This window comes from Mesorhizobium sp. ANAO-SY3R2 (assembly GCF_042466635.1).
GTDB lineage: Bacteria > Pseudomonadota > Alphaproteobacteria > Rhizobiales > Rhizobiaceae > Aminobacter.
Map to the genome: position 1 here is coordinate 2,152,382 of NZ_CP159955.1, position 25,936 is coordinate 2,178,317.

Consider the following 25,936-nt stretch of genomic DNA (forward strand, 5'->3'; position numbering starts at 1 on the left):
GATACGATTCCCGACTGTCTCAGTCCAGAATCAATCACATTAGACGGTGGCTTAGATCATCATGATGCGCGGCGCGCTGCAATAAAAACGCGCTCAGAACTCAAATTCGCGTGTGCGATTGAAGCCAGGTAGTGGCTTAACTGCCGCATTAAAGGCCTTGCGGGAGGTTACATCGCCGCCAGACTTGAGAAATACCCGAGCGACACCAGCGTTTCCATGCCCTTCGACTGCGACCAGCCGGCCACCTTCCTTGAGCTGGGCAAGCAGCGCTTCGGGCACCTGCTCGACACTGCCGCCGACGAAAATGACATCATACGGCGCGGCCGACGCGTAGCCGGCAGCAAGGGGCCCGGTCACAACGACGACATTGTCGTAGCCAAGCGAAGACAGGTTCACGGTTGCGCTGGCAGCAAGCGCCGCATCCGCCTCGAGCGCCACGACAGAGCTTGCGAGGCGCGAAAGCACGGCCGAGGAATAACCCGTGCCGCAACCGATATCGAGGACGAAGTCGCCGGCATTGATCTTGGCCAACTGCGCGAGCTTCGCAAAAGGCGACGGCTCCATCAGGTATCGCTGCTGGTCGCTGTCGGCAGTGGCCGCATAGCGCAGATCCTCATCGATATAGGCAAGCTCGCGTTGGCTGGAGTCGACGAATGCCTCACGCGGCACCGAAAGCATGGCCGTAAGGATTGCGGCGTCGGTCACATCGGTGGTGCGAATCTGGCCATCCACCATCTTCACGCGACGTTGGGAAAAATCAGCGTTCATGTTCCAACCGGCTCGCCTTCGGCGCGTGATGCGCAAATTTCACTGCTGCACCCGAATCCGGTCCCCGGCGGCGATTGCCGGGGAAGCTGGAGGCCTCGCCCGGAATCGAACCGGGATGCAAGGATTTGCAGTCCTCTGCGTAACCACTCCGCCACGAGGCCTCGCCGCTTCAGGCGTCTACACGGCTCCAATAGGTTGCCAGGAATCCGACGTCAAGCAGGGATGACTTTTTCTCGTCGGTTTTGGACAACCAGACACTATGAGCGCGGCGCCATGCCCGTGCTCCGCCATGGGAAACCGAAAGCTCACCCTGAAGGCCGCTTCCGCCGCTCCCACCACACGATCAGCTTGCGGCGCACACGGCGGACGACGTGGAACTCGTGCGAGAGAATCAGAAGCCCCAGCGGAATCATCCAGAAGCCGAGCACCGGCAGGAAGCCGAGCAGGCCAAGGATACAAAGCGCCACGCCTAGTCCTACGCGCAGTCCACGCGAGCGCGGCATGGCGAACTCACGGCCGAGGATCGAGATCCTTCGCGTCTGAGGCTCCGATGGCCTGTATCTTTTCATTTTCGCCAATTGCCCGATCGCTCCGACTGTGCCCGAATGTCGCAACTCCAGGCGCGACCCCTTGAGAAACCGACATATGAGCGCCTCGCCGGGGGATTACCAGAAAGGCCGCTGTGAAAAACTTCCAAAAAAATCGAGATTAGCGCTTTGCAAATCAGAAACCCGTAGCTATACACCGCCTCGTTCACTTGAGCCCCTGTTCCCCGGTAGCTCAGTGGTAGAGCAACCGGCTGTTAACCGGTTGGTCGCTGGTTCGAATCCGGCCCGGGGAGCCACTTCACAATTCATCGCATTGCGAATGGCGCACACAGGGTTTTCAGCGGCTGTTGAACAGCCGGCGCCTCTGGCTGAAGCAGATGATGCGTCAACAGCAGCCAAACAATCTCTCACCAAGCCATAACGCGCGCCACCAGACATCTAGTCAAACGGACGTGCGGTGAGTGACTCGCAACTTCGCCCCGAAGCGCTGATTGCCCGCAGAGACCATGGGCCACGGGAATCGATCAACCGCCATTGAGCCGACGATTCGCCTCAGTCCAAGTCCTTCCCACAACGATTCTCGCAGCAGTCTGCGTCGGCGCCACCAGGCGACTCGGTGGTGCACGCTCAGGAAGAACGGGAATCGTGCATGGCGAAGATCACGCTCCGACGAGCAACCATACCGGGCGCCGATTCGACAGGAAGGGAACCGGCTTCACGCCTCAGCGCAGCCAGTTCTCGATTCGATTCATCGCCTCGACCATCTCGTCATGGCTGCCGGCATAGGAGAAGCGCATGGTGCGGTGGCCGGCGAGCGTGTCGAAGTCCCTGCCCGGCGTGGCCGCCACATGGGCCTCCGCCAACATGCGGCGTGCAAACTCCATACTGTCGTTGGTCAGGCGCGAGACATCGCAGAAGGCATAGAAAGCGCCGTCCATCGGCGCCGCGAAATTGAAGCCGAGTTCCGGCAGCCGCTTGGCCAGCAACTCGCGATTCCAGGCATAGCGCGCCTTGACCGCCTCCAGCTCCTCGGTGGCGTTGAACGCCTCGATCGCCGCCACCTGTGACAGTTCCGGCGCAGATATGTAGAGCGACTGCGCGATGCGCTCGAGCGGACGCACCAGGGGCTCGGGCAGCACCATCCAGCCGATGCGCCAGCCGGTCATGCAGTAGTATTTCGAAAACGAGTTGATGACGGTCACGTCAGCGTCGAAGGCTAGCGCAGTCAGGTCGGGGGCGCCATAGCCGAGTCGGTGATAAATCTCGTCGGAGATCACCGCGATTCCGAGTTCCCGGGCGGTGTCCACCAATGCCTTCAATTCTTCGGCAGGCACGACCGCACCGGTCGGATTGGCGGGGCTGGCAAACAGCACGCCCTTCAAGGGCTTTTCGCGATGAGCATCGCGCAAATGGCCGGCATGGAGGTAGGCCGCGCCCTCGAGCTCGATCTCGACCACGTCGAGGCCGAGCGCACCCATGATGTTGCGATAGGCCGGATAGCCCGGCGCTGCGATCGCCACACGGTCGCCCGGATCGAACATCGCCAGGAAGGCCAGATTGAAGGCCGCCGACGATCCCGTGGTAACCGCGATTCGCGACGCCGGCACATCGACGCCATAGTGTTCCGCGTAATGCGCCGAGATGGCCTTGCGCAACTCAGCCAGCCCGAGCGCGTCGGTGTAGCCAATGCGTCCGAGCTTGAGCGCCGCTGCCGCTGCATCACGCACCCGTTGCGGCGCCGGATCGGAGGGCTGGCCCACGGCCATCGAAACCACCGGCACACCCAGAGCCTTGAGCCTGTTGGCTTCGGCAAGGATATCCATCGCGTGAAAGGGCTCGACCTCGCCGCGCCGAGAAATCGCAACTGCCATCTTCGTCCACTTTCTGTCGCTGCCCTTCAGGCAATGCGCCGCACAAATGCCTGATTGATATGGGGATCACAAGTTGATGAGTTTTCTGGACCAGCCTTTTCACAGCCCGGCGGCTCGTTTACGAGTGTTTCCCGCAATGCAGAGCAAGAATTACCTTTCGCGTTTCATCGCAAAACCAGCGCGCGCCGTGACTGCGCTTGCGCTTTCGGCCGGGCTCGCGCTCGGCTCGACCGGCGCCGCCCATGCACAAAAGGTGCCGATCGTCCGCGATGCCGAGATCGAAGCGCTGGTGCGTGAATACGCCCGGCCGATCCTCAAGGCGGCAGGGCTGGGCAACTCCGGCATCAATATCGTGCTCGTCAACGATCCGGGTTTCAATGCCTTCGTCGCCGGCCGGCGCATTTTCATCAACACCGGCGCACTGATGACTGCCGAGACGCCGAACGAGATCATTGGCGTCATCGCCCACGAAGCCGGCCACATCGCCGGCGGCCATCAGGAGCGTTTGCGCGACCAGTTGGCACGTGCCCAGACGATGGCCATCGTTGCGGCCCTGCTCGGTGCGGGCGCAATGGTGGCTGGCGCCACCAGCGACGCGAGAGGCCTGGGTGCGGCGGGCGCCGGCATCATGACGGGCGGCTCGGAAATGGCGCGGCGCAGCCTGCTCGGCTACCAGCGCTCGGAAGAGGCCACCGCCGACCGCTCGGCCATCACCTATCTCAATGCCACCGGCCAGTCGGCCCAAGGCATGCTGAAGACCTTCCAGCGCTTCCAGAGCGCTCTGTCGCTGTCGGGCGCGCGGGTCGATCCCTATCAGGTCAGCCATCCGATGCCGCGCGAGCGCATTGCCAATCTCGAGACGTTGGCGCATGCAAGCCCCAACTTCGACAAGGCCGATCCGGAAGCGCTGCAGGTCCGCCACGACATGATGCGCGTGAAGATCGCAGTCTATACAGAGGGTCAGGCTGCCGCCTCGCGCCTGCTGCGCAACGGCGCGGGCAGCCTCGCCGCTCGCTATGGCGACGCGCAGGCCACCTATCTGTTCGGCGACCTGCGCTCGGCGCTCAGCAAGTCCGACGCCTTGATCAAATCGCAGCCCAACAACGCCTATTTCCACGAATTGCGCGGCGACGTCCTGATGAAGTCGAACAAGCCGGCGGCGGCGGCCGAATCATACGCCACTGCCGTCCGCCTAGATCCCGCCAAGTCGGGCATCCTGCCGATCCAGCTCGGCCAGGCCTACCTCGCCATCGGTACGCCCGATGCACTCAAGAAGGCCGTCACCGAAGTCCGCAGGGGACTCGACCGCGACCGCGAAAATGCCGCCGGCTATCGTTACCTGGCCCAGGCCTATGGCATGCAAGGCAATGTCGCCGATGCCGATCTCGCCACCGCCGACGGCCATTATTACAGCGGCGCCTATCAGGACGCCAAAATCTTTGCGATGCGTGCGCAACAGAAGCTGAAGCCCGGATCGCCGGGCTGGGTGCGCGCCCAGGACATCATCAACTACAAGCAGCCGGGCAAGAAGAAGTGAACTTCTGCCCCGCAGCAGCCACCAAGCCCAAAGGCTGGAGATCAGAAACATGAAAAAGACCATCCTTCTAGGCACGACGGGCATCGCTGTAGCCTTGGCCATGCTGGCCGCCGGCTATCTCGCTGGCACCCCTGGCATTGCCCACGCCGAAGGAAGCCAGCAGCCGGCAGCAGCCGCTGCGGCGACGCTCGACCGCAAGCAGGTCGAGACCATCGTGCGGGAATACCTGCTCGACAATCCGGAGATGCTGCTGGAGATGCAGGGCGCGCTCGAGGCCAAGCAGAAGGAACAGCAGCGCGTCGCCCATCTCGAAGTGATCAAACAGAGCAAGGACGAGATCTTCAACTCGAAGTTCGACGGCATCGTCGGCAACCCCGACGGCAAGGTCACCATCGTCGAGTTCTACGACTACAATTGCGGCTACTGCAAACGCGCCCAGGCCGACATGCATGCGCTGACCAAGGCCGATCCGGAACTGCGCTTCGTGCTCAAGGAGTTTCCCATCCTCGGGCCGGACTCCCAGAAGGCGCACGTCGTTTCCATGGCCTTCCGCAAGCTGATGCCTGAGAAATACGGCGAGTTCCACGACAAGCTACTCGGAGGCGAGGGCCGCGCCGGCGAAGATAGCGCCATCAAGATCGCACTCGAACTCGGCGCCGACGAGGCCAAGCTGCGCGAGGCGATGAAGGATCCAGAGATCATCGACGTCTTCAACAAGACTTACGATCTCGCCAATCAGCTATCGATCAGCGGCACGCCATCCTATGTTGTCGGCAACGAGGTCGTGTTCGGCGCGCTCGGCCACGACGTGCTGGCCGAAAAGATCGCCGAGGCCAAGGCCTGCCAGGCAAATTCCACCTGCTGAACCCTGCCGGTTCAGCGCCAGCCGTTGTGGACAGCGCAAGAAGTTGCTTGCGCTCTTTTCGCGACGGCGTATGCCGATTATAGAGGGTCCGCCGCGCCAGAGAGGATCTGGCGGGTGGAAAGGTCTGTAGATTGAAAACGATTTTCGTCCTCAACGGTCCGAACCTTAACGCGCTGGGTAAGCGTGAGCCGGGAATCTATGGCGGCAAGACGCTTGCCGACATCGAAGCTGACTGCCAGACCGCAGCAGCAGCCCTCGGACTGGCGGTAGACTTCCGGCAGACAAACCACGAAGGCGTGCTCGTCGACTGGATCCACGAAGCGGGCGAGAATGCGGCCGGCATCGTGCTCAACGCTGGCGCCTACACCCATACCTCGATCGCATTGCAGGACGCCATTCGCGCCGTCTCGCCATTGCCGGTCGCGGAAGTGCACCTTTCCAACATCCATGCCCGCGAGGCCTTCCGCCACAAATCCATGGTGGCGCCGGTGGCAGTGGGCATGATCTGCGGCTTCGGACCGCTCGGATACACGCTGGCGCTTCAGGCGCTGGCCGCCCGGCTCTGACCGGAAACAGGAACAGAAAAGGCTTGAACATGGCGACGAAGAAGAATGACGGTTTTGACCAGCAGCTCGTCCGCGATCTCGCAGGGATCCTGAACGACACCAACCTGACCGAGATCGAAGTCGAACTCGGCGATCTCAAGGTGCGCGTGTCGCGTCAGGCGCAGGCGGTTCATGCGATTGCGGCCCCCGCACCGATGCAGGTCGCTGCACCCGTCACCGTCAATTCGGCGCCTGTTGCAGCAGTGCCCGCGCCGGCCGACGTTTCCAAGAACGCCGTGCCCTCGCCGATGGTCGGTACCGCCTATCTCGCCCCCTCGCCCGACGCCAAGCCGTTCATCGAGGTCGGCGACACGGTCAAGGAAGGCCAGACGCTGCTCATCATCGAAGCCATGAAGACCATGAATCAGATTCCGTCGCCGCGCTCCGGCAAAGTGACTGCCATCCTGGTCGAAGACGCGCAGCCTGTCGAATACGGCATGCCGCTCGTCGTCGTCGAGTAAGCCGGAAGGCTGCGCGCAATGTTCCAGAAAATCCTGATCGCCAACCGAGGCGAAATCGCCCTGAGAGTGCTGCGTGCGGCCAAGGAGCTCGGCATCAAGACGGTCGTCGTGCATTCGACCGCCGACGCCGACGCCATGCATGTGCGGCTCGCCGACGAGAGCGTCTGCATCGGACCGCCGCCGTCTCGCGACAGCTATCTCAACATTCACCAGATCGTCGCCGCCTGCGAGATAACAGGCGCGGACGCTGTCCATCCCGGCTATGGCTTCTTGTCCGAGAATGCCAAGTTCTCCGACATCCTGGCGGCCCACAACATCACCTTCATTGGCCCCTCGGGCGACCACATCCGCACCATGGGTGACAAGATCGAGGCCAAGCGCACCGCCAAGCGCCTGGGTATCCCGGTCGTGCCCGGCTCCGACGGCGCTGTCACCGAAGAGAAGGAAGCCAAGCGCGTTGCCGCCGAGATCGGCTATCCGGTCATCATCAAGGCGTCCGCCGGCGGCGGTGGCCGTGGCATGAAGGTCGCGCGCACCGAAGAGGATCTCGAGATCGCGCTGGCGACAGCTCGTTCGGAAGCCGGTGCCGCCTTTGGCGACGACGCCGTCTACATCGAGAAGTATCTCGAAAAGCCGCGCCACATCGAGGTGCAGGTCGTCGGTGACGGCGCTGGCAAGGCGATCCATCTCGGCGAACGCGACTGCTCGCTGCAGCGCCGCCACCAGAAGGTCTGGGAAGAAGCCAATTCGCCCGCCCTCAACGAGGAAGAGCGCGCACGCATCGGCAACATCTGCGCGACGGCGATTGCCGACCTCGGCTATTCCGGCGCGGGAACCATCGAGTTCCTGTACGAGAACGGCGAGTTCTACTTCATCGAGATGAACACCCGCCTGCAGGTGGAGCATCCGGTCACGGAAGCGATCACCGGCATCGACCTCGTGCATGAGCAGATCCGCGTCGCCTCCGGCGGCGGCCTGTCGGTCACGCAAAACGAGGTCCGTTTCCAGGGCCACGCCATCGAGTGCCGCATCAACGCCGAGGATCCCAGGACCTTCACGCCCTCGCCCGGCACCATCACGCATTTCCATACGCCTGGTGGCCTCGGCGTCCGCGTCGATTCGGGCGTTTATTCCGGCTACAAGATCCCCCCCTACTACGACAGCCTGATCGGCAAGCTGATCGTGCACGGCCGCAACCGCGTCGAATGCATGATGCGTCTCAGGCGCGCGCTCGACGAATTCGTGGTAGATGGTATCAACACGACGTTGCCGCTGTTCCGCGACCTCGTGGGCAACCCCGATATCGCAAATGGCGACTACGACATTCACTGGCTGGAAAAATACCTCGCCAAAGGCGAGTAGACTGGGGGTCGCGTGACCCGTCCCTATGCGCCCGGCTACGGCATACCTACGGACCTTCTGCTGAAGGCCTATGCGTCGGGCGTTTTCCCCATGGCCGAAAGCGCCACTGACCCGGAAGTCTTCTGGGTCAGGCCCGAGGCGCGCGGCGTCATTCCGCTCGATGCCTTCCATGTGCCGCACAGCCTGGCCAAGACGATCCGTCAGGGCCGTTTCGAGATCAGGATCGACAGCGACTTCGAAGGCACGATCGACGCCTGCGGCGAAAAGCGCTCAGGCCGGCTGTCGACCTGGATCAACGGCCCGATCCGCGAAGCCTATACGCGGCTGCACAGGATCGGCCATGCCCATTCCGTCGAGGCCTGGCGCGAAGGCAGGCTGGTTGGCGGGCTCTATGGCGTGAGACTGGGCTCGGCCTTCTTCGGCGAAAGCATGTTCTCGCGCGAGACCGATTCCTCAAAGGTCTGCCTGGTGCATCTGGTCGAGCGGCTGCGCGAGCGCAAATTCGTGCTGCTCGACACGCAATTCACCACCGACCACCTCAAGCGCTTCGGCGCCGTCGACGTTCCCCGCGACAGGTATGAAAAAATGCTCGCCGCTGCGCTCACCAGCGAAGCGGTCTTTTATCCCTGAGAGAAATGCAAATCAGTTGGACTTGGCTGCCTCGGGCGCCGGCACGTCGGACTTCTTCTTGCAGCCCTTGAGCCACACGTCATAGACGGCGTGCTCGACGGCATTGAGCCCGGGGCTTTCGGCAAACATCCATCCGGTGAAGATACGGCGGATCTTGCGGTCGAGCGTGATCTCGTCGACCTCGACGAAGGAGTCCGTCTTGGGCTCTTCGCTCTCCGGCCGCGAATAGCATACGCGCGGCGTCACCTGCAGCGCGCCGAACTGCACCGTCTCGTCGACATAGACGTCGAAGGTGATGATGCGCCCGGTGATCTTGTCGATGCCAGCAAACTCGGCCACCGGGTTCTTGATACGCTGGGCTGGGGCCGCGACCTTCGGCGTGGGCTGCGCTGCGGCAGGAAACTGCTGCATGCCGGGCTGGTTCTCATCCAGCGCGGGTAGGTCGTCACCCTCGGCCGGCATCTCCTCGCTCGGGAAGAACTGGGGATCGAGCGGCAGCCGTTCGATGCTGTCCTGAGCCATCGCCTGCCCGAGACCCGCACACAGCGACAGAGCCGCAAGCAAGGCTTTCGCCTTCGATCGTCCGCCTGACGGAGCCCGGCCGAGAATTGTCATACAGTCCTTACCGCAGTTGCGCCCGGAACGTGGTCCATCGGGTGATTCCCATCCGCCAAAGCTATCCGCCTCGTGCCAATGGGCAAGCAGTTAGACGCCAATTGTGGCGACAAATGTCCGCGCCGACGAACGGGCGCGCTTCAGGCGCCCGGCGTCCAGGCGTCGTAGTCGCCGGTGACCTGCGGACGATGCATGTTGCCGAGCACCGAGCCCTTGGGGCGATAGGCCGCGCTGGTTCCGGTCAGGTTCGGCTCATGCGGCTTCTGCCAGTCGCGGGGGATATAGTGGTCACTCGGCGGCGCCACGTCGACGCGGTGGTGCATCCATCCGTGCCAGCCGGGCGGAATCATCGAGGCTTCGGAATAGCTCTTGTAGATCACCCAGCGACGGGTGCGGCCTTCCGAGTCCTTGCCGCCTTCATAATAGACGTTGCCGAACTCGTCCTGGCCCACCTTGGTGCCCTTGCGCCAGGTGTGGAAGCGCGTGCCAAGCGTCTGGCCGTTCCACCAGGTGAAAAACTGGAGAAGGAATTTCTTCATCGGATCCTCGCGACAGGCACGTCGAATGTTTCCTGCTTATGGCGTCGTGCACGCGCGAAGGCAAGGGTTTAGAGGCCTCTTCTTGTGGCCTGCGACGATTGGCAGGCGGCCAGTCGCAACCTACTGTGGCGCAAAGCCCGAGCCAGGACCTGCAGCCATGACCTTCATGCAGATTCTCGAAATGCTGAGCCTGCTGGTGACAATCTTTGGCCTGCCGCTCGCCATCTTCGTTTTCGTCTTCGAGCAGCGCAAGGCGCGGGTCAACGAAGAGGAAGAGATCTATCAGATGCTCGCCGATGGCTACACCAACTTCCTCACGCTGTCGCTCGACCATTCCGACCTGCACCTACAGTCCGAACACCCCACCACCAACCTGAACGACGAGCAACGCGACCGGTTGCTGGCCATGTTCGCCATCCTGATAGCGCTGTTCGAGCGCGCCTATATGGTCGCGTATGAACCCGACATGCCGGCACGACGGCAACGGCGATGGGCCTCGTGGGAAGATTTCATGCGCGAGTGGTGCCGGCGCGACGATTTCCGCAGCTCCCTGCCCCGGCTCCTGCCCGGCGAGGACCCCGAATTTGCCGTCTACATCAGCCGGCTCGCTCAGGAAGAAGCTGCACGAGGTTCGTCCTGATGGACGATGCCATCTCGCAGCTGCTCACGCCTTGATCTCGCACTTGCAAAATATTTAGCCGGTCCGTAAAGGACTCTGGCCCTATCGGGGCACCTGAACTGGCCTAGGCCAGCTTGGACCAGGGAGGAAAGACATGGCATCTGACGCGTCCGCGGCCACCACCCGCATCACGCCGGCGGCACTGCTTAGCCGCAAGGGCGGCGAGCCCATCGTCTGCCTCACCGCCTACACCTACCCCATCGCACGCCTGCTCGACCCGCATGTCGATCTGCTGCTTGTCGGCGACAGCGTCGCCATGGTGCTGCACGGCCACAAGACCACGCTCGGCGCCACGATGGACATGATGATCTCCCACGGTCAGGCGGTGATGCGGGGTGCTGCCCGCGCCTGCGTGGTCGTCGACATGCCCGCCGGCAGCTACGAGGATTCGATCGAGAACGCGCTTGCCTCGGCGCAGCGTATCGTTCGCGAAACCGGCTGCGACGCGGTCAAGCTCGAGGGCGGCGTTGCCATTGCCGCCCAGATTGCCGCGATCGTCGCAGCTGGCATCCCGGTCATGGGCCATATCGGCCTTTTGCCCCAATCGGTAGAAAAAGAAGGCGGCTACAAGATCAAGGGTCGGTCCGACGCGAACATCGCCGCCCTGCACGCCGACGCCCGCGCCGTCGAGGCAGCAGGCGCATTTTCGGTCGTCATCGAGGGCACTGTCGAGCCGGTCGCGGCCGACATCTCGGCCATGCTTGCGATTCCCACCATCGGGATCGGCGCTAGCCCCAGATGCGACGGCCAGATCCTGGTGATCGACGACGCCATCGGCCTGACCGTCGACCGGGTGCCGAAATTCGTCAAGGAATACGCGTTGCTGCGCGACATCGTCTCCGATGCGGCGGAATCCTATGCAAAGGACGTGCGCGCCCGCGCTTTCCCTGGTCCCGAACACCTCTTTTCGCCAAGCAAGGACAAGGCATGACCGCAGTCGCCGAAACCATCGCCGCCCTGCGGGCCCAAGTACAGGCATGGCGCAGCGAAGGCCTCAGGGTCGCGCTGGTGCCGACCATGGGCGCGCTGCATGACGGGCACATCTCGCTGGTGCGCACCGCCCTCGAACGCGCCGACCGATGCGTGGTGTCGATCTTCGTCAACCCGCGCCAGTTCGCTCCGACCGAAGACCTCGACAAATATCCCCGCCAACTGGTGCAGGATCTCACCCGGCTTGCGGAGGCCGGCGCCCATCTCGCCTTCACGCCTGATGTCGGCGAGGTCTACCCGGAAGGCTTTGCCACATCGATTTCGGTCGGCGGTCCGTCCGCCGGTCTCGAAACAGCATTCCGTCCGGCCTTCTTCGATGGTGTGGCGACGGTGGTGGGAAAACTCTTCATCCAGGTCACGCCTGATGTCGCCGTATTCGGCGAGAAGGACTATCAGCAGCTTTGCGTCGTCCGGAAGCTGTGCCTCGACCTGAATTTGCCGGTCGAGATCATCGGGGCGCCGACCATCCGTGATGCCGAAGGCCTCGCCATGTCGTCGCGCAACGCTTATCTCGGCGCGGACGAACTGAAGATCGCGCAAAAGCTCAACAAGGTGCTGCGCAAGGCGGCCGCAGCACTTGAGGCAGGTTCGGACGAGCAAGCAACGATGGCAGCCGCGCGGCAGGAAATCCTCGACGCCGGTTTCGACGAGCTCGACTACGTCGAGGCGCGCGCAAGCCTGACTCTGGCGCCCTGGCAACGCGACCGCGAAGGCCGCGTGCTCGTCGCCGCGCGCCTCGGCAAGACGCGCCTGATCGACAATGTGGAGATCGCCGCAAGCTAGGTGGCGGCGTCAGGCCAGCTTCTTTTCGAACACCAGCGCCGAAAGTTCGGGCCGTGCGGGATCGCTGGTCCTGCCGATCTGGGAGAAGCCACTGGCAAGATAGAAGGCCACGCCCCGCTCGTTCGCCTCCTCGACTTCGAGGCGAAGTGTCCGCGCTTCGGGAAAGCACTGCTCGACCTCTTCGAGCAGCATGCGCCCGATGCCGCCACCCTGATTGCCAGGGCGCACATAAAGCTGGTGCAGCATCACGACCTTGGCGTCGCTGGTCGCCGCAGCAAATGCCATGCCGGCGATCTGCTTGCCGTCGTCAGCGACGAGGAACTCGGAATTCGGCTTGCTTAGCCGCGCCTTGAGTGCAGCCAGCGAGTGCCATTCGGCAGTGATCTCGCCGACACGCTCGACGCCGTAGATGGAGTCATATGTCGCGTGCCACGTCTCGGCGAGCAGCGCCTTGATCACTTCCAAGTCGCGCTCGCTCGCCGTGCGCACGAACATTTCTATTCCTCGATGCCGAGCTTGGCCTTGACCAGGTCGTTGACGGCCTGCGGGTTGGCCTTGCCGCCCGTCGCCTTCATCACCTGGCCGACGAACCAGCCGGCCATGGTCGGCTTGGCACGCGCCTGCTCGGCCTTGTCGGGATTGGCGGCAATCACGTCTTCGACGGCCTTTTCGATGGCGCCGGTGTCGGTCACCTGCTTCATGCCGCGGCTTTCGACCAACTCGCGCGGGTCGCCGCCTTCATTCCAGACGATCTCGAACAGGTCCTTGGCGATCTTGCCGGAGATGGTGCCTTCCTTGATCAGGTCGATCACGCCACCCAGCTGATCGGGCGAAACAGGAGCGTTTTCAATGTCCTTGCCGGCCTTGTTCAGTGCGCCGAGCAAGTCGTTGATAACCCAGTTGGCAGCAAGCTTGCCGTCGCGGCCGGCGGCCACCTTCTCGAAATAGTCGGCGATAGCCTTCTCCGAGACCAGGATCGAGGCGTCGTAGACTGACAGGCCGAGCGACTTGACCAAGCGCTCCTTCTTGTCATCGGGCAGTTCGGGCAGGTCCTTGGCGAGCGCGTCGACATAGGCATGGTCGAATTCCAGCGGCAGAAGGTCCGGATCGGGGAAGTAGCGGTAATCGTGCGCCTCTTCCTTCGAACGCATTGCGCGCGTCTCGCCCTTGTTGGGGTCGAACAGGCGCGTCTCCTGGTCGATCTTGCCGCCGTCCTCCAGAATAGCGATCTGGCGGCGCGCTTCATATTCGATGGCCTGGCCGACGAAGCGGATCGAGTTGACGTTCTTGATCTCGCAGCGCGTGCCGAAGGGCTCGCCCGGACGACGCACCGACACGTTGACGTCGGCGCGCATCGAGCCCTCGTCCATGTTGCCGTCGCAGGTGCCGAGATAGCGCACGATGGTGCGCAGCTTGGTCACGTAAGCCTTGGCCTCGTCAGACGAGCGCATGTCGGGCTTAGAGACGATCTCCATCAGCGCCACGCCCGAACGGTTGAGATCGACATAGGACATGGTCGGGTGCTGGTCGTGGATCGACTTGCCGGCGTCCTGCTCGAGATGCAGGCGTTCGATGCCGATTTCGATGTCCTCGAACTCACCCTTGCGGTCGGGACCGACCGAAATGGTGATCGTGCCCTCGCCGACGATCGGCTGCTTGAACTGCGAGATCTGGTAGCCCTGCGGCAGATCGGGATAGAAGTAGTTCTTCCGGTCGAACACCGACTTCAGGTTGATCTGCGCCTTCAGGCCCAACCCAGTGCGGATCGCCTGCTTGACGCATTCCTCGTTGATGACGGGCAGCATGCCGGGCATCGCCGCATCGACCAGGCTGACATTTGCGTTGGGCTCGGCACCGAACGCGGTCGAGGCACCGGAGAACAGCTTTGCCTCCGACGTGACCTGGGCATGGACCTCCAGGCCGATGATGACTTCCCAGTCGCCGGTGGCACCGGGGATGAGACGCTTGGCGTCGGGCGTGCGGGTATCGATGAGGGTCATGGCGATCCGGAATCGTTTGTCTGTCTTGTCGGCCGGCCGACAACGCGTATGGTTTCGCTAGATCAATCGTTGCGTCGTTGCAACCTTGTCGTACGAAATGTGCGGCAAAGCGGCGCCCTGCTGGCACCTAGGAACCATTGCCGCTATATAGGGCGCATCCCTATGGAGTCTGGATGTTCAACTCGTCTGAGTCCCGCTGAAGCCCCGACCTTCTGACGAAGGCGGGGCGTGAAAACCAAAAACCCCGTGCCGCGAGCATTCGCGGCGGCGGCTTTTTTGTTTGGGCCGATCCAGCGTGCTGATCGGCCCGGTTTTCCGGGATTCATCCACAAATGGACATTTCGCGCATAGAGCAGCGCATTCTGCACCTGCTCGCCCAGGGCGGGCGTATTGAAATCGAAAAAGACGACAACAGGAAGATCGAGGCAGTGATCTGCCTGACCCGCGACGGCTGGCGCTATCCGGGTTTCGACCTCGAGCTTTTCAGGAAACTGAAGCGCAAGAAGGCCGTGGCCTCCTCGCAAGGCGGTCCTTACCGTATCACCAGGCGAGGCTTGGAACTCGTCCGCTCCGAACTCGACAACAGATAGCCAAGACGAGCCGGGTCCGCCTGCGCGGACCCGGTGTCATGCCGTCCCAGGATCAGGCGTGGGCGATGTAGGCCTTGATCTCCTCGGCCTCGCGCTCGACATCCTCGATACGGCGCTTGACGACGTCGCCGATCGAAACGATGCCGTAGAGATAGCCATCGCGCTCGACCGGCAGATGGCGGAAACGACCATTGGTCATGATCTCCATGACCTGGTTGACCGTATGGCTCTCGTTGCAGATCTTGACCTTGGGCGTCATCACCTCGCGCACCGTCTTTTCAAGCGCGGCACCGCCATCCTTGCCGACCACGCGAACCACATCGCGTTCGGACAGGATGCCGACGATCTTGTGGTCGCCATTGGTGACGACCAGCGCGCCGACGCGGTGATCAACCAGCATGCGCACGGCATCGAGGAGCTTTTCGTTTGGCCCGATGGTAAATACCTCGTGGCCCTTCTTGTCCAGAATTGCCTTTACAGTCATCGGGGCCTCCTTCCGCCGTCGGTCTGCGCACGCTCTTCCGCGGCCTTGCGGCCACATACATGGTGCGCTGCCTCAGGCCGTATTTCAAGTACGACGACGTCAGGCTCAGGGCCCCTTGCGGTCGAACAACCTGATCCCCAGAAAGCCCGCCAGAAAGCCGCCGATATGGGCCTCCCAGGCGATCTGGTTTTCCACCCCGGGCGCGAAACCGACCACGCCGGTAACCAGGTTGATGATCATCCAGACACCGAGGAAGGTCATTGTGCTGCGCGAGCGGAGCACGTCGCGGAACGGCAACGGCGCCCCGTCAAAGGCCGGCTTGCCGTGCGAGCGGTCGATGCGGAAACTGAACCGCGCCGCCGCCCCCATCATCCCCGAGATCGCACCCGAAGCGCCGACGAGCGGTGCTGCGTCGAGCGGATGGAGCACATAGTGCAACGCCACCGCCGCCAATGCTGTCGCGGCGAAAAAAAGCGCGAAGCGCATGACGCCAAGCCGATTGGCCAGCGGCGACCCGAAGGCGGCCAGCCAGACCATATTGATGATCAAATGGGCAAAGCCGCCATGCAGGAACGCATAGGACAACGGAGTGGTGAAGGCGTAGATGTCGAGCGGCAGTTCACCGGCATAGATCGCCCAATAGCGCACCGGAATGAAGGCGGTGCGGACAAGCAGCCAGACATCCTGCGCCTGAGTGAGCAAGTAGACTCGAACCAGATGGATCGCCACACAGGCGCCGATGATGGCAATGACGATGGCCGGCAGGTTGAAGACAGGCTCCCGCCGCTCCGGCTCGGCCCCGATGGAGCCGCGATACTCATTGATTGGCCGTGCAGGTTCGTTCATTCACGCTTGTCCGGTTTCATCCGGCCGCTGCCGGACCTTCATCTAGGGCCGTTCATGGCGAAATGGAAACGGTTCTAGACGGCACGGCCAAAAGCGCAAAAAGAAAGCCGTCCAGGGTTGCCCCTGAACGGCTGGTCGAGCCCCCCTGCCCGTTCCCCAAAAACCCTGACTGAAGTGCTGTCGGCCACCGCTCGGCGGCCACTTCAAGGAGTGACGCGAAGGTGCCACGGAACTTGGTGCGCAGCAACGTAAACCCTTTATTAACCTTAACTGATCCCATTCGTTAACAACTGTTACCGCGACTGGCACGCGTCCTGCTCCGCGTCTCATGTAGTCCTCAAGATTGAAGCGATTCTGTCCAGCGATGGCACATCCGGAACAGAAACGCTCGGAGCGGAGCAATATGAAACAGAAAGGATCGCTGGCACTGTTCCAATATTGGAACCGCCTCCGTGATGGCAGGCCCGCGCCAAAGCGCACGGAGATCGAGCCGGCCGACATCAAGGGTCTGCTTGCCGATACCTTCATCCTCGAGCGCGACAGCCGTGGCGAAGCCGTCTTCCGTCTGGCCGGCACGCGGCTTTGCGCCACCTTCGGACGTGAGCTCAAGGGCTTTTCGTTCCCCTCGCTGTGGCGACCGAAGGACCAGCGGCTGATCGCCCGGCTTGCCTATGGCGTGTTCCAGCAGAAGTCAGTGGTGGTCATCACCTTCGACGGCTTCACGCCAAGCCTGCGCTCGACGAGCTTTGAAATGCTGCTGCTGCCGCTCGACGGCGGCATCGAGAACCCGCGCTGCCTGGGCGTCCTGTCGAGCGTCGACCGGCCGTTCTGGCTTGGCTCCGATCCACTCACCGACTCCTCGATCGAAAGCGTGCGCGTCGTCGACCCGGATGTCGAGCCGGTGTTTCTGCGCAACCGCCCGGCGGTCACGGTTCCGTCGCTGGCGCCAAGCGATTCAGCGCTGCACGGAGCGCCGGGCCCGCTCGACGGCGCCCGCCGGATTCGTCACCTGTTCGTGCTGGAAGGCGGACGCGAGGAATAGCGCGACAAGGCATCCGCTGAGATCACGCCCCTATCGGTTTGTTAACCTATCTGGCGGTATTTTTTGCCGGTGACAGCCCCGACCGAGGGTTGCCGAATTCGACAGGTATGAGGTCAGCATGAGGCCAGCGGCGATTGACTACGCGCCGTCACGGGCAGAACGGCGGAACTTCCAGCGCGTTCGCGTCAAGATTTATGGCCGTTTCATGCTTGAGGATCGCAGCGAGCATGCCGGCCAGGTCGTCGACATGTCCCCCGGCAACGTCGCCTTCCGCTCCGAACGCTCGGGCATGCCGGGCGAAAAGGTCATTGCCTATATCGACCACATCGGCCGCGTCGAAGGCGTCGTCACCCGCACCCTGCCGGATGGCTTCGCGATGACGGTCATCGCCTCGGAGCGCAAGAAGGACAAGCTTGCGGCCCAACTTACCTGGCTCGCCAACAAGCACGAACTCGACCTGCCCGAAGACCGCCGTCACGAGCGCGTCGCGCCGCGCAACCCGATCAGCTCGCTGCAGTTGACCGACGGCCGCCAATATCCGTGCCGCATCATCGACCTGTCGCTTTCGGGCGCGGCCATCGAGATCGAAGTCAAGCCTGCGATCGGCGTCCAGGTCATGCTCGGCACGATGCGCGGCCAGATCGTCCGCCATTTCGAGGATGGAGTCGCCATCGAATTCGCCGTCGTCCAGCGGCCGGAATCGCTCGACAGCGAGTTCAACCGCCCCTGACGGCGCGACCGGCGCTTACCCATCCCGCCCCCACCACATCCGCAACCTTGAAATGGCGTAGCTTCGGCTGCGCCATTTTAGCTTTGCGCCACCGCATGCCAGTACCTATCGAATGCGGCAAGCTGCCCCGTTCTGCCTTTGGCAGCCAGCCACGCGATTGCCCGATAGATACAATTTGAATCAACTACGCCGTTGTTTTTACTCAACATCTACTGCGCGGCTTTGCGCGGAATAAATCCGGACCTGTCATTGTCTTCTCAAACGGGGAGACAAGAAAATGTTCAAGCGTCGGGGATGGCTGCTGCTTCTGGTCGCGACAATTCAGGCTGGCGCCTTGGGTAGCGCGCTGGCCGGTCCGTCCTACATGCAGACCAATGGCCGCACCACGCAGCCGATCGGGCACTACGAGCTGTGCAAGCGCTCGCCCGTCGAGTGCAACACCAAGACGGCCAGCCAGACGCCGACGGAACTGACCCGCACGCTGTGGGCGGAGATCGTCGCAATCAACAACGACGTCAACACCTCGGTCACCCCGCTCACCGACATGGAGATGTGGGGCGTCGAGGAATACTGGTCGTACCCGACCAACGGCGCCGGTGACTGCGAGGACTATGTGCTGGAAAAGCGCCGCAGGCTGATGCAACTTGGCCTGCCGGCCGGCGACCTGCTGGTGACGGTAGCGCGCCAGCCCAATGGCGAAGGCCACGCCGTCCTCACCGTGCGTACCAGCCTGGGCGAGTTCATCCTCGACAACCTCGACACGCGCGTGCTGACCTGGAACGAGACCGAATACACCTATCTGAAGCGCCAGTCGGAGCGGAACTCCGGCGTGTGGATCGCGATCAATGACGGCCGCGCCGACGCGGTGGCCTCGGTTCGCTAGGCTTCATCGCCAAAAACCCGGTCGCCCCCCTCCCCGTCCCCAACGACCGGGCCTAGGAGCCGGCCCATTTCCCCGGGCCGGCTCCGCCCTTTTTGGGTGGAGAGCCTTTTCTAGTCGGCGACCTTCACAAGCCCGGCACCGAAGCGGTGCTGGTTCTGGACATAATTCGCGGCCGACTTGCGCAGCCGCTCGGCTGCCGCATCGTCGAGCGTGCGGACCACCTTGGCGGGCGAGCCGACGATCAGCGAATTGTCGGGGAACTCCTTGCCTTCGGTCACCAGCGCGCCGGCGCCTACAAGGCAGTTCTTGCCGATCTTCGCGCCATTGAGCACGATCGCGCCCATGCCGATCAGCGAATTGTCGCCCACCGTGCAGCCGTGCAGGATGGCGCGGTGGCCGACCGTGCAGCCCTCGCCGACGCTCAGCGGAAAACCGGGATCGGTGTGCATCACCGTATGCTCCTGGATGTTGGAGCCGGCGCCGATGGTGATCGCCTCGCGGTCGCCGCGGATGACCACGCCGAACCAGATGCCGACATCGCGCCCAATCCTGACGTCGCCGACCACCGCCGCATCGGGCGCTACCCAGTTGGTGCTGCGATCCTCGAACTGCGGCTCGATCCCGTCGAGTGCGTAAAGCGGCATGTTGTGGTCCCTTCCGTTTGGTCGCGCGCAAATTATGGAGCGGCCTCCGGCAAGGCAAGCACCAAGGCCGCTTAACGCGCCATTAACCATGCAGGCGCAATGTCGGTGGAAATCGGGTCGCAAAACGCCCGCGCCCGTGGGCTTGTTGATTGGGATGCCGGATTGCAAAAGCCCAATGATCGAAGCGGATCCCCGGGCGGTGAGCCACCCCGGGGACAGACGATGGGACAGCAGACGACCGACAGTCCTGACTTCGAGGTAGTCAATTCCACACTGATTCTGAAAGTGTTCTACGCCTTCGCCGCGCTCGCCATCCTGTCTGTGGCAGTCAGCGTCGGCGGTCGCTGGTTCGGCCGCACGATTTCCATGGCCGGCTACACCGACGACATCAGCATGCACGAGATCGTCATCGGCAAAGACGTCATCTCGGCGCCGGCCAACATGATCCGGTTCGAACGATCCCGCCGCGACGGCGTCGCCAGCCGCCTCGATCTCTATTTGCGCTGGCCCGAGATGGACGGCTACGGCGAGGCGGCGCGGCCGGCTTTCAACAATAGCGACGGCAACAAGCGCATCATCTTCCTGGGTTTCGAGCCGCGCATGATGTCACGCGACATGAGTGGCCGGCTGCAGCCGATCTACAGCGCACTCACCGTCCAGCCGGGTGTGCCGGGCCCCGAAGGCATGACGCTGTATGGTTTCCGCGAAAACTCGGGCTATCTCAACGAAGTGCTTGCCGTTGCAGCCCGCGCCGGCGAACTCCCCTTCGTGGCGCGCTGCCTCAGCGGCGCCGAAGCGGAGGAATCGCTTGCCCCTTGCGAGCGCGACGTCTTCGTCGGCCAGGATCTGAGCCTGACCTACCGGTTTCCGCGGGAGCTTTTGGGAGAGTGGCGCGCGCTGGATACTGCCGTGATCGCCAAGGCGAAGGCGATGCTACGCACGAAGTGACGGCCGCGCGCCGAACGCGCGGCGTCCTGTCAGGTCTGCTCAGTCCAGATCGACGTCGAGAATCGCCATCGAGAAATTGTAGTCGCCGTCATCCTCGTCCTTGAAGACAATGCCGAGGAATTCCTCGCCGACATAGACCTCGGCCGAGTCGTCCTTGCGCGGGCGCGCCTTGACCTGGATCTTGGGGTTCTGGAACTGGCGCTTGAAATAAGCGTCGAGTTTTCGGATTTCTTCCGGCTTCAACTGGCTTCTCCGGCTTGTCGTTAAGAGACGTGCTTCTGACACGTCGAAGAGGGCGATGTAAAGGCAAGGCGTGGCTTACCCCGCGCCAAATAGCTTGCGCTTCCCTTCCCCGACCGACGAAAAAGGGGATGTCTCCTCAGATGTCGAAGCTGATGACGTGGTCCATGTTCTGGGCAGTCAGGAGTTGATCCATCTGGCTCGACGGCCGGTCACAGCCGGTTTCTCCCACCACCCGCGCCGGCACACCGGCCACCGTCTTGTTGTGCGGCACCGGCGACAGCACCACCGAACCGGCGGCGATCTTGGCGCAATGGCCGATCTCGATATTGCCGAGGATCTTGGCGCCCGCGCCGATCAGCACGCCGTAGCGGACCTTCGGGTGACGGTCGCCGCCGGCCTTGCCCGTGCCACCGAGCGTCACGTTGTGCAGGATCGAGACGTCATCCTCGATGACGGCGGTTTCGCCGACCACCAGGCCGGTGGCATGGTCGATGAAGATGCCCTTGCCCATGCGTGCCGCCGGGTTGATGTCGGTCTGGAACACCGACGACGATCGGCTCTGGAGGTAAAGTGCGAAATCCTTGCGGCCGCGATTCCACAGCCAATGCGCCAGCCGATGCGTCTGGATGGCGTGGAAACCCTTGAAATACAACACCGGCATCAGATAGCGGTCGCAAGCCGGGTCGCGGTCGTAATAGGCCTGGATGTCGGTGCGTACCGTTTCGCTCCAGTCCGGCCGGTCCTCGAGCATGGCGTAGAAGGTCTGCCGGATCAGGTCGGCGCCGAGATCCTGATGCGCCAGGCGCTCGGCCAGGCGATGAATCACCGCCTCCTCGAGAGTTTCCTGGTTGAGGATCGTGGTATAGAGGAATGCCGCCAGCACCGGATCGCGGCCGACTGCCTCCGTGGCCTCGTCGCGGACCGATTTCCAGATCGGATCGACCGGCTTCAGCGAACCCGGACGCGAAGCGGATAGTGTGTTCATCGTCGGTCTCCGTTCACTGTCGGCTTGTGCATTCCCGCGCGGGACATATAAGCGACATGCTAGCACGATTGAACTCAATTTTCCTTAGCGGTCGTTCAGTTCGTCTCGTTCGTGCCCGTTCAGATGGATTTGGTTCGCGGATATTCAAGGCGTCATGAAAACTGAACCCTTGCTGGTCACCACAGCCGATGGCGTGGCCACCATCGTCATCAACCGCCCGGCGCGGAAAAACGCCGTCACCCAGGCGATGTGGATCGAAATCGCTGCCTTGGTGGACGGGTTGTCGGTTGACCCCGCCGTCCGGGTGATCGTTTTGCGCGGCGCTGGCCATGATTTTTCCGCCGGCGCCGACATCGGCGAGTTCGACACTCTGCGCGGCGATGCCGAGAGCGCCCGCGCCTACGAGGCGACCAATTCGGCGGCCTTCGCCGCACTCCGCAATGCGCCCGTGCCGGTCATCGCGGCCATCCGCGGCATTTGCTTCGGCGGCGGATTCGGCCTGGCTGCCGCCTGCGACCTGCGCATTGCCACCGCCGACGCGCAGTTTGCCGTGCCGGCCGCCCGGCTAGGCCTTGCCTATCCGCAGGATGCCATGGGCGACATCGTCTGGGCCGCTGGCGAGCAGATGGCGCGCTATCTCACCTACACCGCCGGACGCATAGACGCGCAGGCTGCCCTTTCCGCCGGCTTCCTGCTTGAAATCGTCGACGCCGACCGCTTCGAGGCGCGTATCGACGAGATCGCCCGCACCATCGCCCGGAACGCGCCGCTTTCGGTGCGCGCCTCCAAGGCGGCGATCCGCGCCGCCCTCAGCCACGATCCGGCGGAAGCAGAGGCAGCCCAGGCGGCAGGTGACGCCACCTTCCTCAGCGACGACTACGCAGAGGGTCGAGCGGCATTCCATGGCCGGCGCACTCCGGTCTTCAAGGGCCGGTGAGCCCCATGCGCCTCGTCGACGATGCGATCAAAGCCGAACTCGCAGCGCACTACCGTTTACCTGATCGCCACTACCACGGCATTCGCCACATCGAGGCGCTGCTGGCGCTTGCAGCGGAGTACCGTGCCGATCTGACCGATCCCGACGCCGTCGATGCCGCGATCTGGTTTCATGATGCGATCTACGACAGCCGCAGCAAGGACAACGAGGCGCAAAGTGCAGCCCTTGCCGCCGACAAGCTGAAAGGGCGAACAGACGACGCCCGCATCGCGCGCATCGTCGCCATGATCGAAGCCACGGCCACGCACGAAATCCCGCCATTGGCGGATGCGCATGCGAGACAAGATGCAGCCCTGTTCCTCGACATGGATCTTGCCATCCTCGGCGCGCCGGCTACCGCTTTCGATGCCTACGAAGCAGCTGTCAGGCGCGAATATTCCTGGGTGAGCGACACCGACTGGCGCAAAGGCCGGGCTGCGGTGCTGCGCGGTTTTCTCGCCCGCCCCCGCATCTTCCATACCGATATCCTGGCCGCCCGCTTCGAACGACAGGCGCGAGCCAACATGAAGCGCTCGCTCGAAACGCTGAGCCGCTGAGCCGCTGAGCGCGAAAAAGTCTCCGATCAGTGCGCGGAATATGCGCCGTCGACCAGGTGATAGCTGCCAGTGATGAAGCTGGCTTGATCCGACAACAGGAAGCACACGAGTGCCGCCACCTCTTCCGGTTTCCCGCACCGACCCATCGGCTGCAGGGCCGTCAGCAGCCGCAATTCCCGGTCCATCTGTTCGGACAGCAGCGGCGTGTCGATCCAGCCGGGACCGACGGCGTTTACACGAATCCCGCTTCGCGCATATTCCAGTGCCGCGACCTTTGTCAGTCCGACAACCCCATGCTTTGCCGCCGTATAGGCCGGCGCCGTCCGCATTCCGACGGAGCCGAGCACCGACGACATGTTGACGATTGCGCCCGCCCCCCGCTGCTGCATGGCGGCGATCTCGTATTTCATGCAGTAAAAGACGCCGTTGAGATTGACGTTCATCAAGCTGTGCCAGTCATCGAGCGGATAGTCGGCGGTGGCTTTGCGCACGCCAGAGACCCCGGCATTGTTGACCGCCAGATCGAGGCCGCCGCACTTGCCGACCGTGAACTGGATCAGCTTATCCACGGCTGCCGGATCGGCAACATCGACAGCGTAGTCAAGTGCCTTGCCGCCAAGCGAACGGATCTCGGCGGCAATGGCGCGGGCAGCCTCGGCGTCGAGATCAGCAACGACGACTTCGGCTTCTGCCTCGCCGAGTTGCCTAGCGACGGCAGCACCTATGCCCGAGCCGCCGCCGGTCACGATCGCCACTTTCCCCCTGAAGCTGGACTTCATCATTTCCCCAATTCGCCGACTGCAACCCATGAGATCAGTCGCGAGCCACTCTCGCAAGTCAATAAAATCCGGGCGCTCATCTCGGATCAGACCATGGATTGCGTCGCCAGTCTTTTTCGGAAATCCAAGCACTATTCGCGAATTTGCAGACGCTAGCCGCAGCGATCTAGATCAATCGGGCGACACGCAAGAACTGGACAAGCCATCACCGGTCATTAAGATAGAGCTAATATTTGGGGACCAGACTTTGAGAAGGCCGCCATGGACAGCGAGATCACGCGACGCAGCCTGATACTGGGTAGCTTGGCATTACTGACCTCCGGATGCACCTCAACGGGAAGAGAGTGGGGAGCGCCCAGGTTCTCCGCCTACAACATGCACCCGCCCGTCGATCGCCGCTACCGGCGACAGCGTGTACGGTACGACACCAGCCAGCCTGCAGGAACGATCGTCGTCGATACATCCCAGCGTTTCCTCTATGCGGTCGAAGGCAACGGCTGGGCCACGCGCTACGGCGTGGGCATCGGCGAGGAGGGGCGCACCGTCAAAGGCATGGCCACCATCGGCCGCAAGGCGGATTGGCCGGCATGGACACCGACCGACGACATGATGCGGCGCAAGCCACGTCTCGTAAAATATGCAGGTGGCGTGCCCGGCGGGCCCAATAATCCGCTCGGTGCACGCGCCCTTTACCTTTACCGCGGCGGACAAGACACAATGCTCCGCCTGCATGGCACAAACGAGCCATGGTCAATCGGCACCGCAGTATCGAGCGGATGCATTCGTCTAACAAATGACGACATAATACACCTTTACGAACGTACTCCCGTGGGGACTACGGTTCTGGTGATGTGAGTAGTGCTACCGTCGGCGGCTGAATAGCCGCCCGGTAAACTACTTGCGACTGTGTCAATGTTGCGCTTGGCTTTGGCAACTTTGACGGTTAAGTTGGAGAGGTCCACAGCTTTTCGTGGAGTTCTGCCTAGTCACATTTCCACCACAAGGGGGAAGGAGTACCTATGAGCAGATTTCTAGCAGCAGCAATCGCAATTATCGCCGTGGCAGGCCTCAGTGGCTGCGCCTATGTCGGCAAAGGCAAAGCCCCGCCGCCTGCTCCCGTCGTGGAACCGGCGCCGGTTTACAAATAGCGCATCGGCCGCGTGAAATGGTGAGGGGGCCGTAACCGACCCTCTCACCATGAACGGCAATATGGATCACGGCAGCCTTTGGATTCCGCCAGGGCCAACGGGTGGATTTGCTGTGACCTGGACACATCAGAAGTCAGAAGTGGAGCAGCGGCAATGGCGCTTGTAACAAGCAGCCGACTATCTGTTTTGGCTTTTCTCACGCTTGCCATGGCGGCATGCCAGGACACCGCGCCCTTGCCGCGGTACGTGTCGAACGCGGATGATGGCAAGAAGCCGGTACTGGCGCCAGCCACTGCCGCGATCGCCATCGACACCAAGACGACGGCAAGCAAAGGCTATGGCTATTTCATCGAATTCCGCTCGCGCTATGCGCTCAGCTACGGCCACACCTATGTCGTTTTCGGCCGCGCCAACAGAAGCGGCGAAATGATCAATCCGCAGGTCGCCGGCCTGCATCCGCGCTCGGAGAGCCAGGTGCCGTATATGCTCGGCCATTTCGTGCCGGTGGCGGCGGAAACCGGCGTGAGCGATGGCGACCTGGAAGAGAAGTATCGCTCGGCAAGCTGGCGCGTCATGCTTAGCGAAAGCGAGTACAACAAGGTCGTTGCAGATATCCGCAAGCTGCAAAAGAGTTCACCTGTCTGGCACGCCGCGCTTTACAACTGCAATGCCTTTGTCGCCAGCATCGCCAAAACGATGGGTTACAAGACGCCCGCCATCCAACTTCGCTCGCAGCAATTCGTAACCAAACTCCGCGAGATGAACGCGGGCAAGGCATAGATATTATGCGCCTGCCCTGCCCGCGCACTGCTTGCGGAAAGCAGTCAA

General features: G+C 62.6%; 32 protein-coding genes and 2 tRNA genes. 20 read left to right on the forward strand and 14 right to left on the reverse strand.

Features of this window, described 5'->3' with window-relative positions; all coding sequences use genetic code 11:
- Positions 1 to 93 precede the first annotated feature (93 nt).
- The 3 genes from ABSY17_RS15345 to ABSY17_RS15355 all read right to left on the reverse strand — a co-directional run bounded on the left by ABSY17_RS15345 (position 94) and on the right by ABSY17_RS15355 (position 1,337).
- The gene (locus ABSY17_RS15345) at positions 94 to 768 is read right to left on the reverse strand and encodes a protein-L-isoaspartate O-methyltransferase (RefSeq protein WP_378952371.1); all 675 of its coding nucleotides are present in this window, start codon (positions 766 to 768) and stop codon (positions 94 to 96) included.
- A gap of 87 nt (positions 769 to 855) precedes the next feature.
- A tRNA-Cys gene (locus ABSY17_RS15350) sits at positions 856 to 929 on the reverse strand.
- A 144-nt stretch (positions 930 to 1,073) separates the two neighbouring features.
- Entirely contained in the window at positions 1,074 to 1,337 is a 264-nt protein-coding gene (locus tag ABSY17_RS15355) for a PGPGW domain-containing protein (RefSeq protein WP_378952373.1), read from the reverse strand.
- 200 nt (positions 1,338 to 1,537) lie between these two features.
- On the opposite strand from ABSY17_RS15355, the gene ABSY17_RS15360 reads away from it, so the two are divergent.
- Positions 1,538 to 1,612, forward strand: a tRNA-Asn gene (locus ABSY17_RS15360).
- 426 nt (positions 1,613 to 2,038) lie between these two features.
- Here the strand turns inward: ABSY17_RS15360 and ABSY17_RS15365 are convergent.
- On the reverse strand, positions 2,039 to 3,187 hold the full coding sequence (locus ABSY17_RS15365; RefSeq protein WP_378952376.1) for a pyridoxal phosphate-dependent aminotransferase: 1,149 nt from the start codon (positions 3,185 to 3,187) through the stop codon (positions 2,039 to 2,041).
- Positions 3,188 to 3,323: 136 nt separating this feature from the next.
- Between ABSY17_RS15365 and ABSY17_RS15370 the strand changes: the two genes are divergently transcribed.
- The 6 genes from ABSY17_RS15370 (at position 3,324) to aat (ending at position 8,647) form a co-directional block, all read left to right on the forward strand.
- A complete protein-coding gene (locus ABSY17_RS15370; protein ID WP_378952379.1) occupies positions 3,324 to 4,724 on the forward strand; it encodes a M48 family metalloprotease in 1,401 nt (466 codons plus the stop codon).
- A gap of 49 nt (positions 4,725 to 4,773) precedes the next feature.
- Positions 4,774 to 5,589, forward strand: coding sequence for a DsbA family protein (locus tag ABSY17_RS15375; RefSeq protein WP_378952382.1), 816 nt, complete (start codon positions 4,774 to 4,776; stop codon positions 5,587 to 5,589).
- 131 nt (positions 5,590 to 5,720) lie between these two features.
- Positions 5,721 to 6,155, forward strand: coding sequence for a type II 3-dehydroquinate dehydratase (gene aroQ / locus ABSY17_RS15380; RefSeq protein WP_378952385.1), 435 nt, complete (start codon positions 5,721 to 5,723; stop codon positions 6,153 to 6,155).
- 29 nt (positions 6,156 to 6,184) lie between these two features.
- Entirely contained in the window at positions 6,185 to 6,655 is a 471-nt protein-coding gene (gene accB, locus ABSY17_RS15385; RefSeq protein WP_378952388.1) for an acetyl-CoA carboxylase biotin carboxyl carrier protein, read from the forward strand.
- A gap of 18 nt (positions 6,656 to 6,673) precedes the next feature.
- The gene (gene accC / locus ABSY17_RS15390; protein ID WP_378952391.1) at positions 6,674 to 8,017 is read left to right on the forward strand and encodes an acetyl-CoA carboxylase biotin carboxylase subunit; all 1,344 of its coding nucleotides are present in this window, start codon (positions 6,674 to 6,676) and stop codon (positions 8,015 to 8,017) included.
- A gap of 12 nt (positions 8,018 to 8,029) precedes the next feature.
- On the forward strand, positions 8,030 to 8,647 hold the full coding sequence (aat, locus tag ABSY17_RS15395; RefSeq protein ID WP_378952394.1) for a leucyl/phenylalanyl-tRNA--protein transferase: 618 nt from the start codon (positions 8,030 to 8,032) through the stop codon (positions 8,645 to 8,647).
- Positions 8,648 to 8,659: 12 nt separating this feature from the next.
- Here the strand turns inward: aat and ABSY17_RS15400 are convergent, their stop codons facing one another.
- Complete coding sequence (locus ABSY17_RS15400) at positions 8,660 to 9,058, reverse strand: DUF2155 domain-containing protein (RefSeq protein ID WP_378952721.1); 399 nt, start codon at positions 9,056 to 9,058, stop codon at positions 8,660 to 8,662.
- 344 nt (positions 9,059 to 9,402) lie between these two features.
- Entirely contained in the window at positions 9,403 to 9,801 is a 399-nt protein-coding gene (locus ABSY17_RS15405; protein ID WP_378952397.1) for an NADH:ubiquinone oxidoreductase subunit NDUFA12, read from the reverse strand.
- Positions 9,802 to 9,958: 157 nt separating this feature from the next.
- Between ABSY17_RS15405 and ABSY17_RS15410 the strand changes: the two genes are divergently transcribed.
- The 3 genes from ABSY17_RS15410 (at position 9,959) to panC (ending at position 12,253) form a co-directional block, all read left to right on the forward strand.
- Positions 9,959 to 10,441, forward strand: coding sequence for a hypothetical protein (locus ABSY17_RS15410; RefSeq protein WP_378952400.1), 483 nt, complete (start codon positions 9,959 to 9,961; stop codon positions 10,439 to 10,441).
- A 133-nt stretch (positions 10,442 to 10,574) separates the two neighbouring features.
- Positions 10,575 to 11,411, forward strand: coding sequence for a 3-methyl-2-oxobutanoate hydroxymethyltransferase (gene panB, locus ABSY17_RS15415; RefSeq protein ID WP_378952403.1), 837 nt, complete (start codon positions 10,575 to 10,577; stop codon positions 11,409 to 11,411).
- Positions 11,408 to 12,253, forward strand: coding sequence for a pantoate--beta-alanine ligase (gene panC, locus ABSY17_RS15420; protein WP_378952406.1), 846 nt, complete (start codon positions 11,408 to 11,410; stop codon positions 12,251 to 12,253). Before panB ends, panC begins: the two co-directional genes overlap by 4 nt.
- 9 nt (positions 12,254 to 12,262) lie before the next feature.
- Here the strand turns inward: panC and ABSY17_RS15425 are convergent, their stop codons facing one another.
- Together ABSY17_RS15425 and gatB are read right to left on the reverse strand one after the other, a co-directional pair.
- Entirely contained in the window at positions 12,263 to 12,748 is a 486-nt protein-coding gene (locus ABSY17_RS15425) for a GNAT family N-acetyltransferase (protein WP_378952409.1), read from the reverse strand.
- Positions 12,749 to 12,750: 2 nt separating this feature from the next.
- A complete protein-coding gene (gene gatB / locus ABSY17_RS15430; RefSeq protein WP_378952411.1) occupies positions 12,751 to 14,253 on the reverse strand; it encodes an Asp-tRNA(Asn)/Glu-tRNA(Gln) amidotransferase subunit GatB in 1,503 nt (500 codons plus the stop codon).
- A gap of 332 nt (positions 14,254 to 14,585) precedes the next feature.
- Here gatB and ABSY17_RS15435 point away from each other — a divergent pair, with 332 nt between their 5' ends.
- Positions 14,586 to 14,843 (forward strand): YjhX family toxin, encoded by a 258-nt coding sequence (locus tag ABSY17_RS15435; RefSeq protein ID WP_378952414.1) that lies wholly within the window; start codon positions 14,586 to 14,588, stop codon positions 14,841 to 14,843.
- 52 nt (positions 14,844 to 14,895) lie between these two features.
- Here the strand turns inward: ABSY17_RS15435 and ABSY17_RS15440 are convergent, their stop codons facing one another.
- Positions 14,896 to 15,327 carry a CBS domain-containing protein gene (locus tag ABSY17_RS15440; RefSeq protein ID WP_378952417.1) on the reverse strand — a complete coding sequence of 144 codons (432 nt, stop codon included), beginning with the start codon at positions 15,325 to 15,327 and terminating at the stop codon, positions 14,896 to 14,898.
- Positions 15,328 to 15,432: 105 nt separating this feature from the next.
- Positions 15,433 to 16,173 carry a rhomboid family intramembrane serine protease gene (locus ABSY17_RS15445; protein WP_378952420.1) on the reverse strand — a complete coding sequence of 247 codons (741 nt, stop codon included), beginning with the start codon at positions 16,171 to 16,173 and terminating at the stop codon, positions 15,433 to 15,435.
- A gap of 403 nt (positions 16,174 to 16,576) precedes the next feature.
- Here ABSY17_RS15445 and ABSY17_RS15450 point away from each other — a divergent pair, with 403 nt between their 5' ends.
- From ABSY17_RS15450 to ABSY17_RS15460, 3 genes are all read left to right on the forward strand, one after another.
- On the forward strand, positions 16,577 to 17,215 hold the full coding sequence (locus ABSY17_RS15450) for a PAS domain-containing protein (RefSeq protein WP_378952423.1): 639 nt from the start codon (positions 16,577 to 16,579) through the stop codon (positions 17,213 to 17,215).
- A gap of 118 nt (positions 17,216 to 17,333) precedes the next feature.
- On the forward strand, positions 17,334 to 17,945 hold the full coding sequence (locus ABSY17_RS15455; RefSeq protein WP_378942587.1) for a PilZ domain-containing protein: 612 nt from the start codon (positions 17,334 to 17,336) through the stop codon (positions 17,943 to 17,945).
- A gap of 277 nt (positions 17,946 to 18,222) precedes the next feature.
- Positions 18,223 to 18,828, forward strand: coding sequence for a transglutaminase-like cysteine peptidase (locus tag ABSY17_RS15460; protein ID WP_378942589.1), 606 nt, complete (start codon positions 18,223 to 18,225; stop codon positions 18,826 to 18,828).
- Between the two features lie 110 nt (positions 18,829 to 18,938).
- Here ABSY17_RS15460 and ABSY17_RS15465 read toward each other — a convergent pair whose 3' ends face one another.
- Positions 18,939 to 19,472: a gamma carbonic anhydrase family protein gene (locus ABSY17_RS15465; RefSeq protein ID WP_378942591.1), complete on the reverse strand. Its 534-nt coding sequence runs from the start codon at positions 19,470 to 19,472 to the stop codon at positions 18,939 to 18,941.
- A gap of 222 nt (positions 19,473 to 19,694) precedes the next feature.
- Between ABSY17_RS15465 and ABSY17_RS15470 the strand changes: the two genes are divergently transcribed.
- Positions 19,695 to 20,420 (forward strand): hypothetical protein, encoded by a 726-nt coding sequence (locus tag ABSY17_RS15470; protein WP_378942593.1) that lies wholly within the window; start codon positions 19,695 to 19,697, stop codon positions 20,418 to 20,420.
- Between the two features lie 39 nt (positions 20,421 to 20,459).
- Here the strand turns inward: ABSY17_RS15470 and ABSY17_RS15475 are convergent, their stop codons facing one another.
- Positions 20,460 to 20,663, reverse strand: a complete 204-nt coding sequence (locus ABSY17_RS15475; protein ID WP_378942595.1) for a DUF3126 family protein — start codon at positions 20,661 to 20,663, stop codon at positions 20,460 to 20,462.
- Between the two features lie 136 nt (positions 20,664 to 20,799).
- Positions 20,800 to 21,648 carry a serine O-acetyltransferase gene (cysE, locus tag ABSY17_RS15480; RefSeq protein WP_378942598.1) on the reverse strand — a complete coding sequence of 283 codons (849 nt, stop codon included), beginning with the start codon at positions 21,646 to 21,648 and terminating at the stop codon, positions 20,800 to 20,802.
- Positions 21,649 to 21,802: 154 nt separating this feature from the next.
- On the opposite strand from cysE, the gene ABSY17_RS15485 reads away from it, so the two are divergent.
- Together ABSY17_RS15485 and ABSY17_RS15490 are read left to right on the forward strand one after the other, a co-directional pair.
- Positions 21,803 to 22,585, forward strand: coding sequence for an enoyl-CoA hydratase-related protein (locus tag ABSY17_RS15485; RefSeq protein ID WP_378942601.1), 783 nt, complete (start codon positions 21,803 to 21,805; stop codon positions 22,583 to 22,585).
- Between the two features lie 5 nt (positions 22,586 to 22,590).
- Complete coding sequence (locus tag ABSY17_RS15490) at positions 22,591 to 23,181, forward strand: hypothetical protein (RefSeq protein WP_378942604.1); 591 nt, start codon at positions 22,591 to 22,593, stop codon at positions 23,179 to 23,181.
- Between the two features lie 26 nt (positions 23,182 to 23,207).
- On the opposite strand, the gene ABSY17_RS15495 is transcribed toward ABSY17_RS15490, so the two are convergent.
- On the reverse strand, positions 23,208 to 23,960 hold the full coding sequence (locus tag ABSY17_RS15495; RefSeq protein WP_378952723.1) for an SDR family NAD(P)-dependent oxidoreductase: 753 nt from the start codon (positions 23,958 to 23,960) through the stop codon (positions 23,208 to 23,210).
- A gap of 261 nt (positions 23,961 to 24,221) precedes the next feature.
- Here ABSY17_RS15495 and ABSY17_RS15500 point away from each other — a divergent pair, with 261 nt between their 5' ends.
- From ABSY17_RS15500 to ABSY17_RS15510, 3 genes are all read left to right on the forward strand, one after another.
- On the forward strand, positions 24,222 to 24,815 hold the full coding sequence (locus ABSY17_RS15500; RefSeq protein ID WP_378942606.1) for a L,D-transpeptidase: 594 nt from the start codon (positions 24,222 to 24,224) through the stop codon (positions 24,813 to 24,815).
- A gap of 164 nt (positions 24,816 to 24,979) precedes the next feature.
- Positions 24,980 to 25,108, forward strand: coding sequence for an ABC transporter (locus tag ABSY17_RS15505; RefSeq protein WP_378942609.1), 129 nt, complete (start codon positions 24,980 to 24,982; stop codon positions 25,106 to 25,108).
- Positions 25,109 to 25,261: 153 nt separating this feature from the next.
- A complete protein-coding gene (locus ABSY17_RS15510; RefSeq protein ID WP_378942611.1) occupies positions 25,262 to 25,888 on the forward strand; it encodes a hypothetical protein in 627 nt (208 codons plus the stop codon).
- Positions 25,889 to 25,936: the final 48 nt, after the last annotated feature.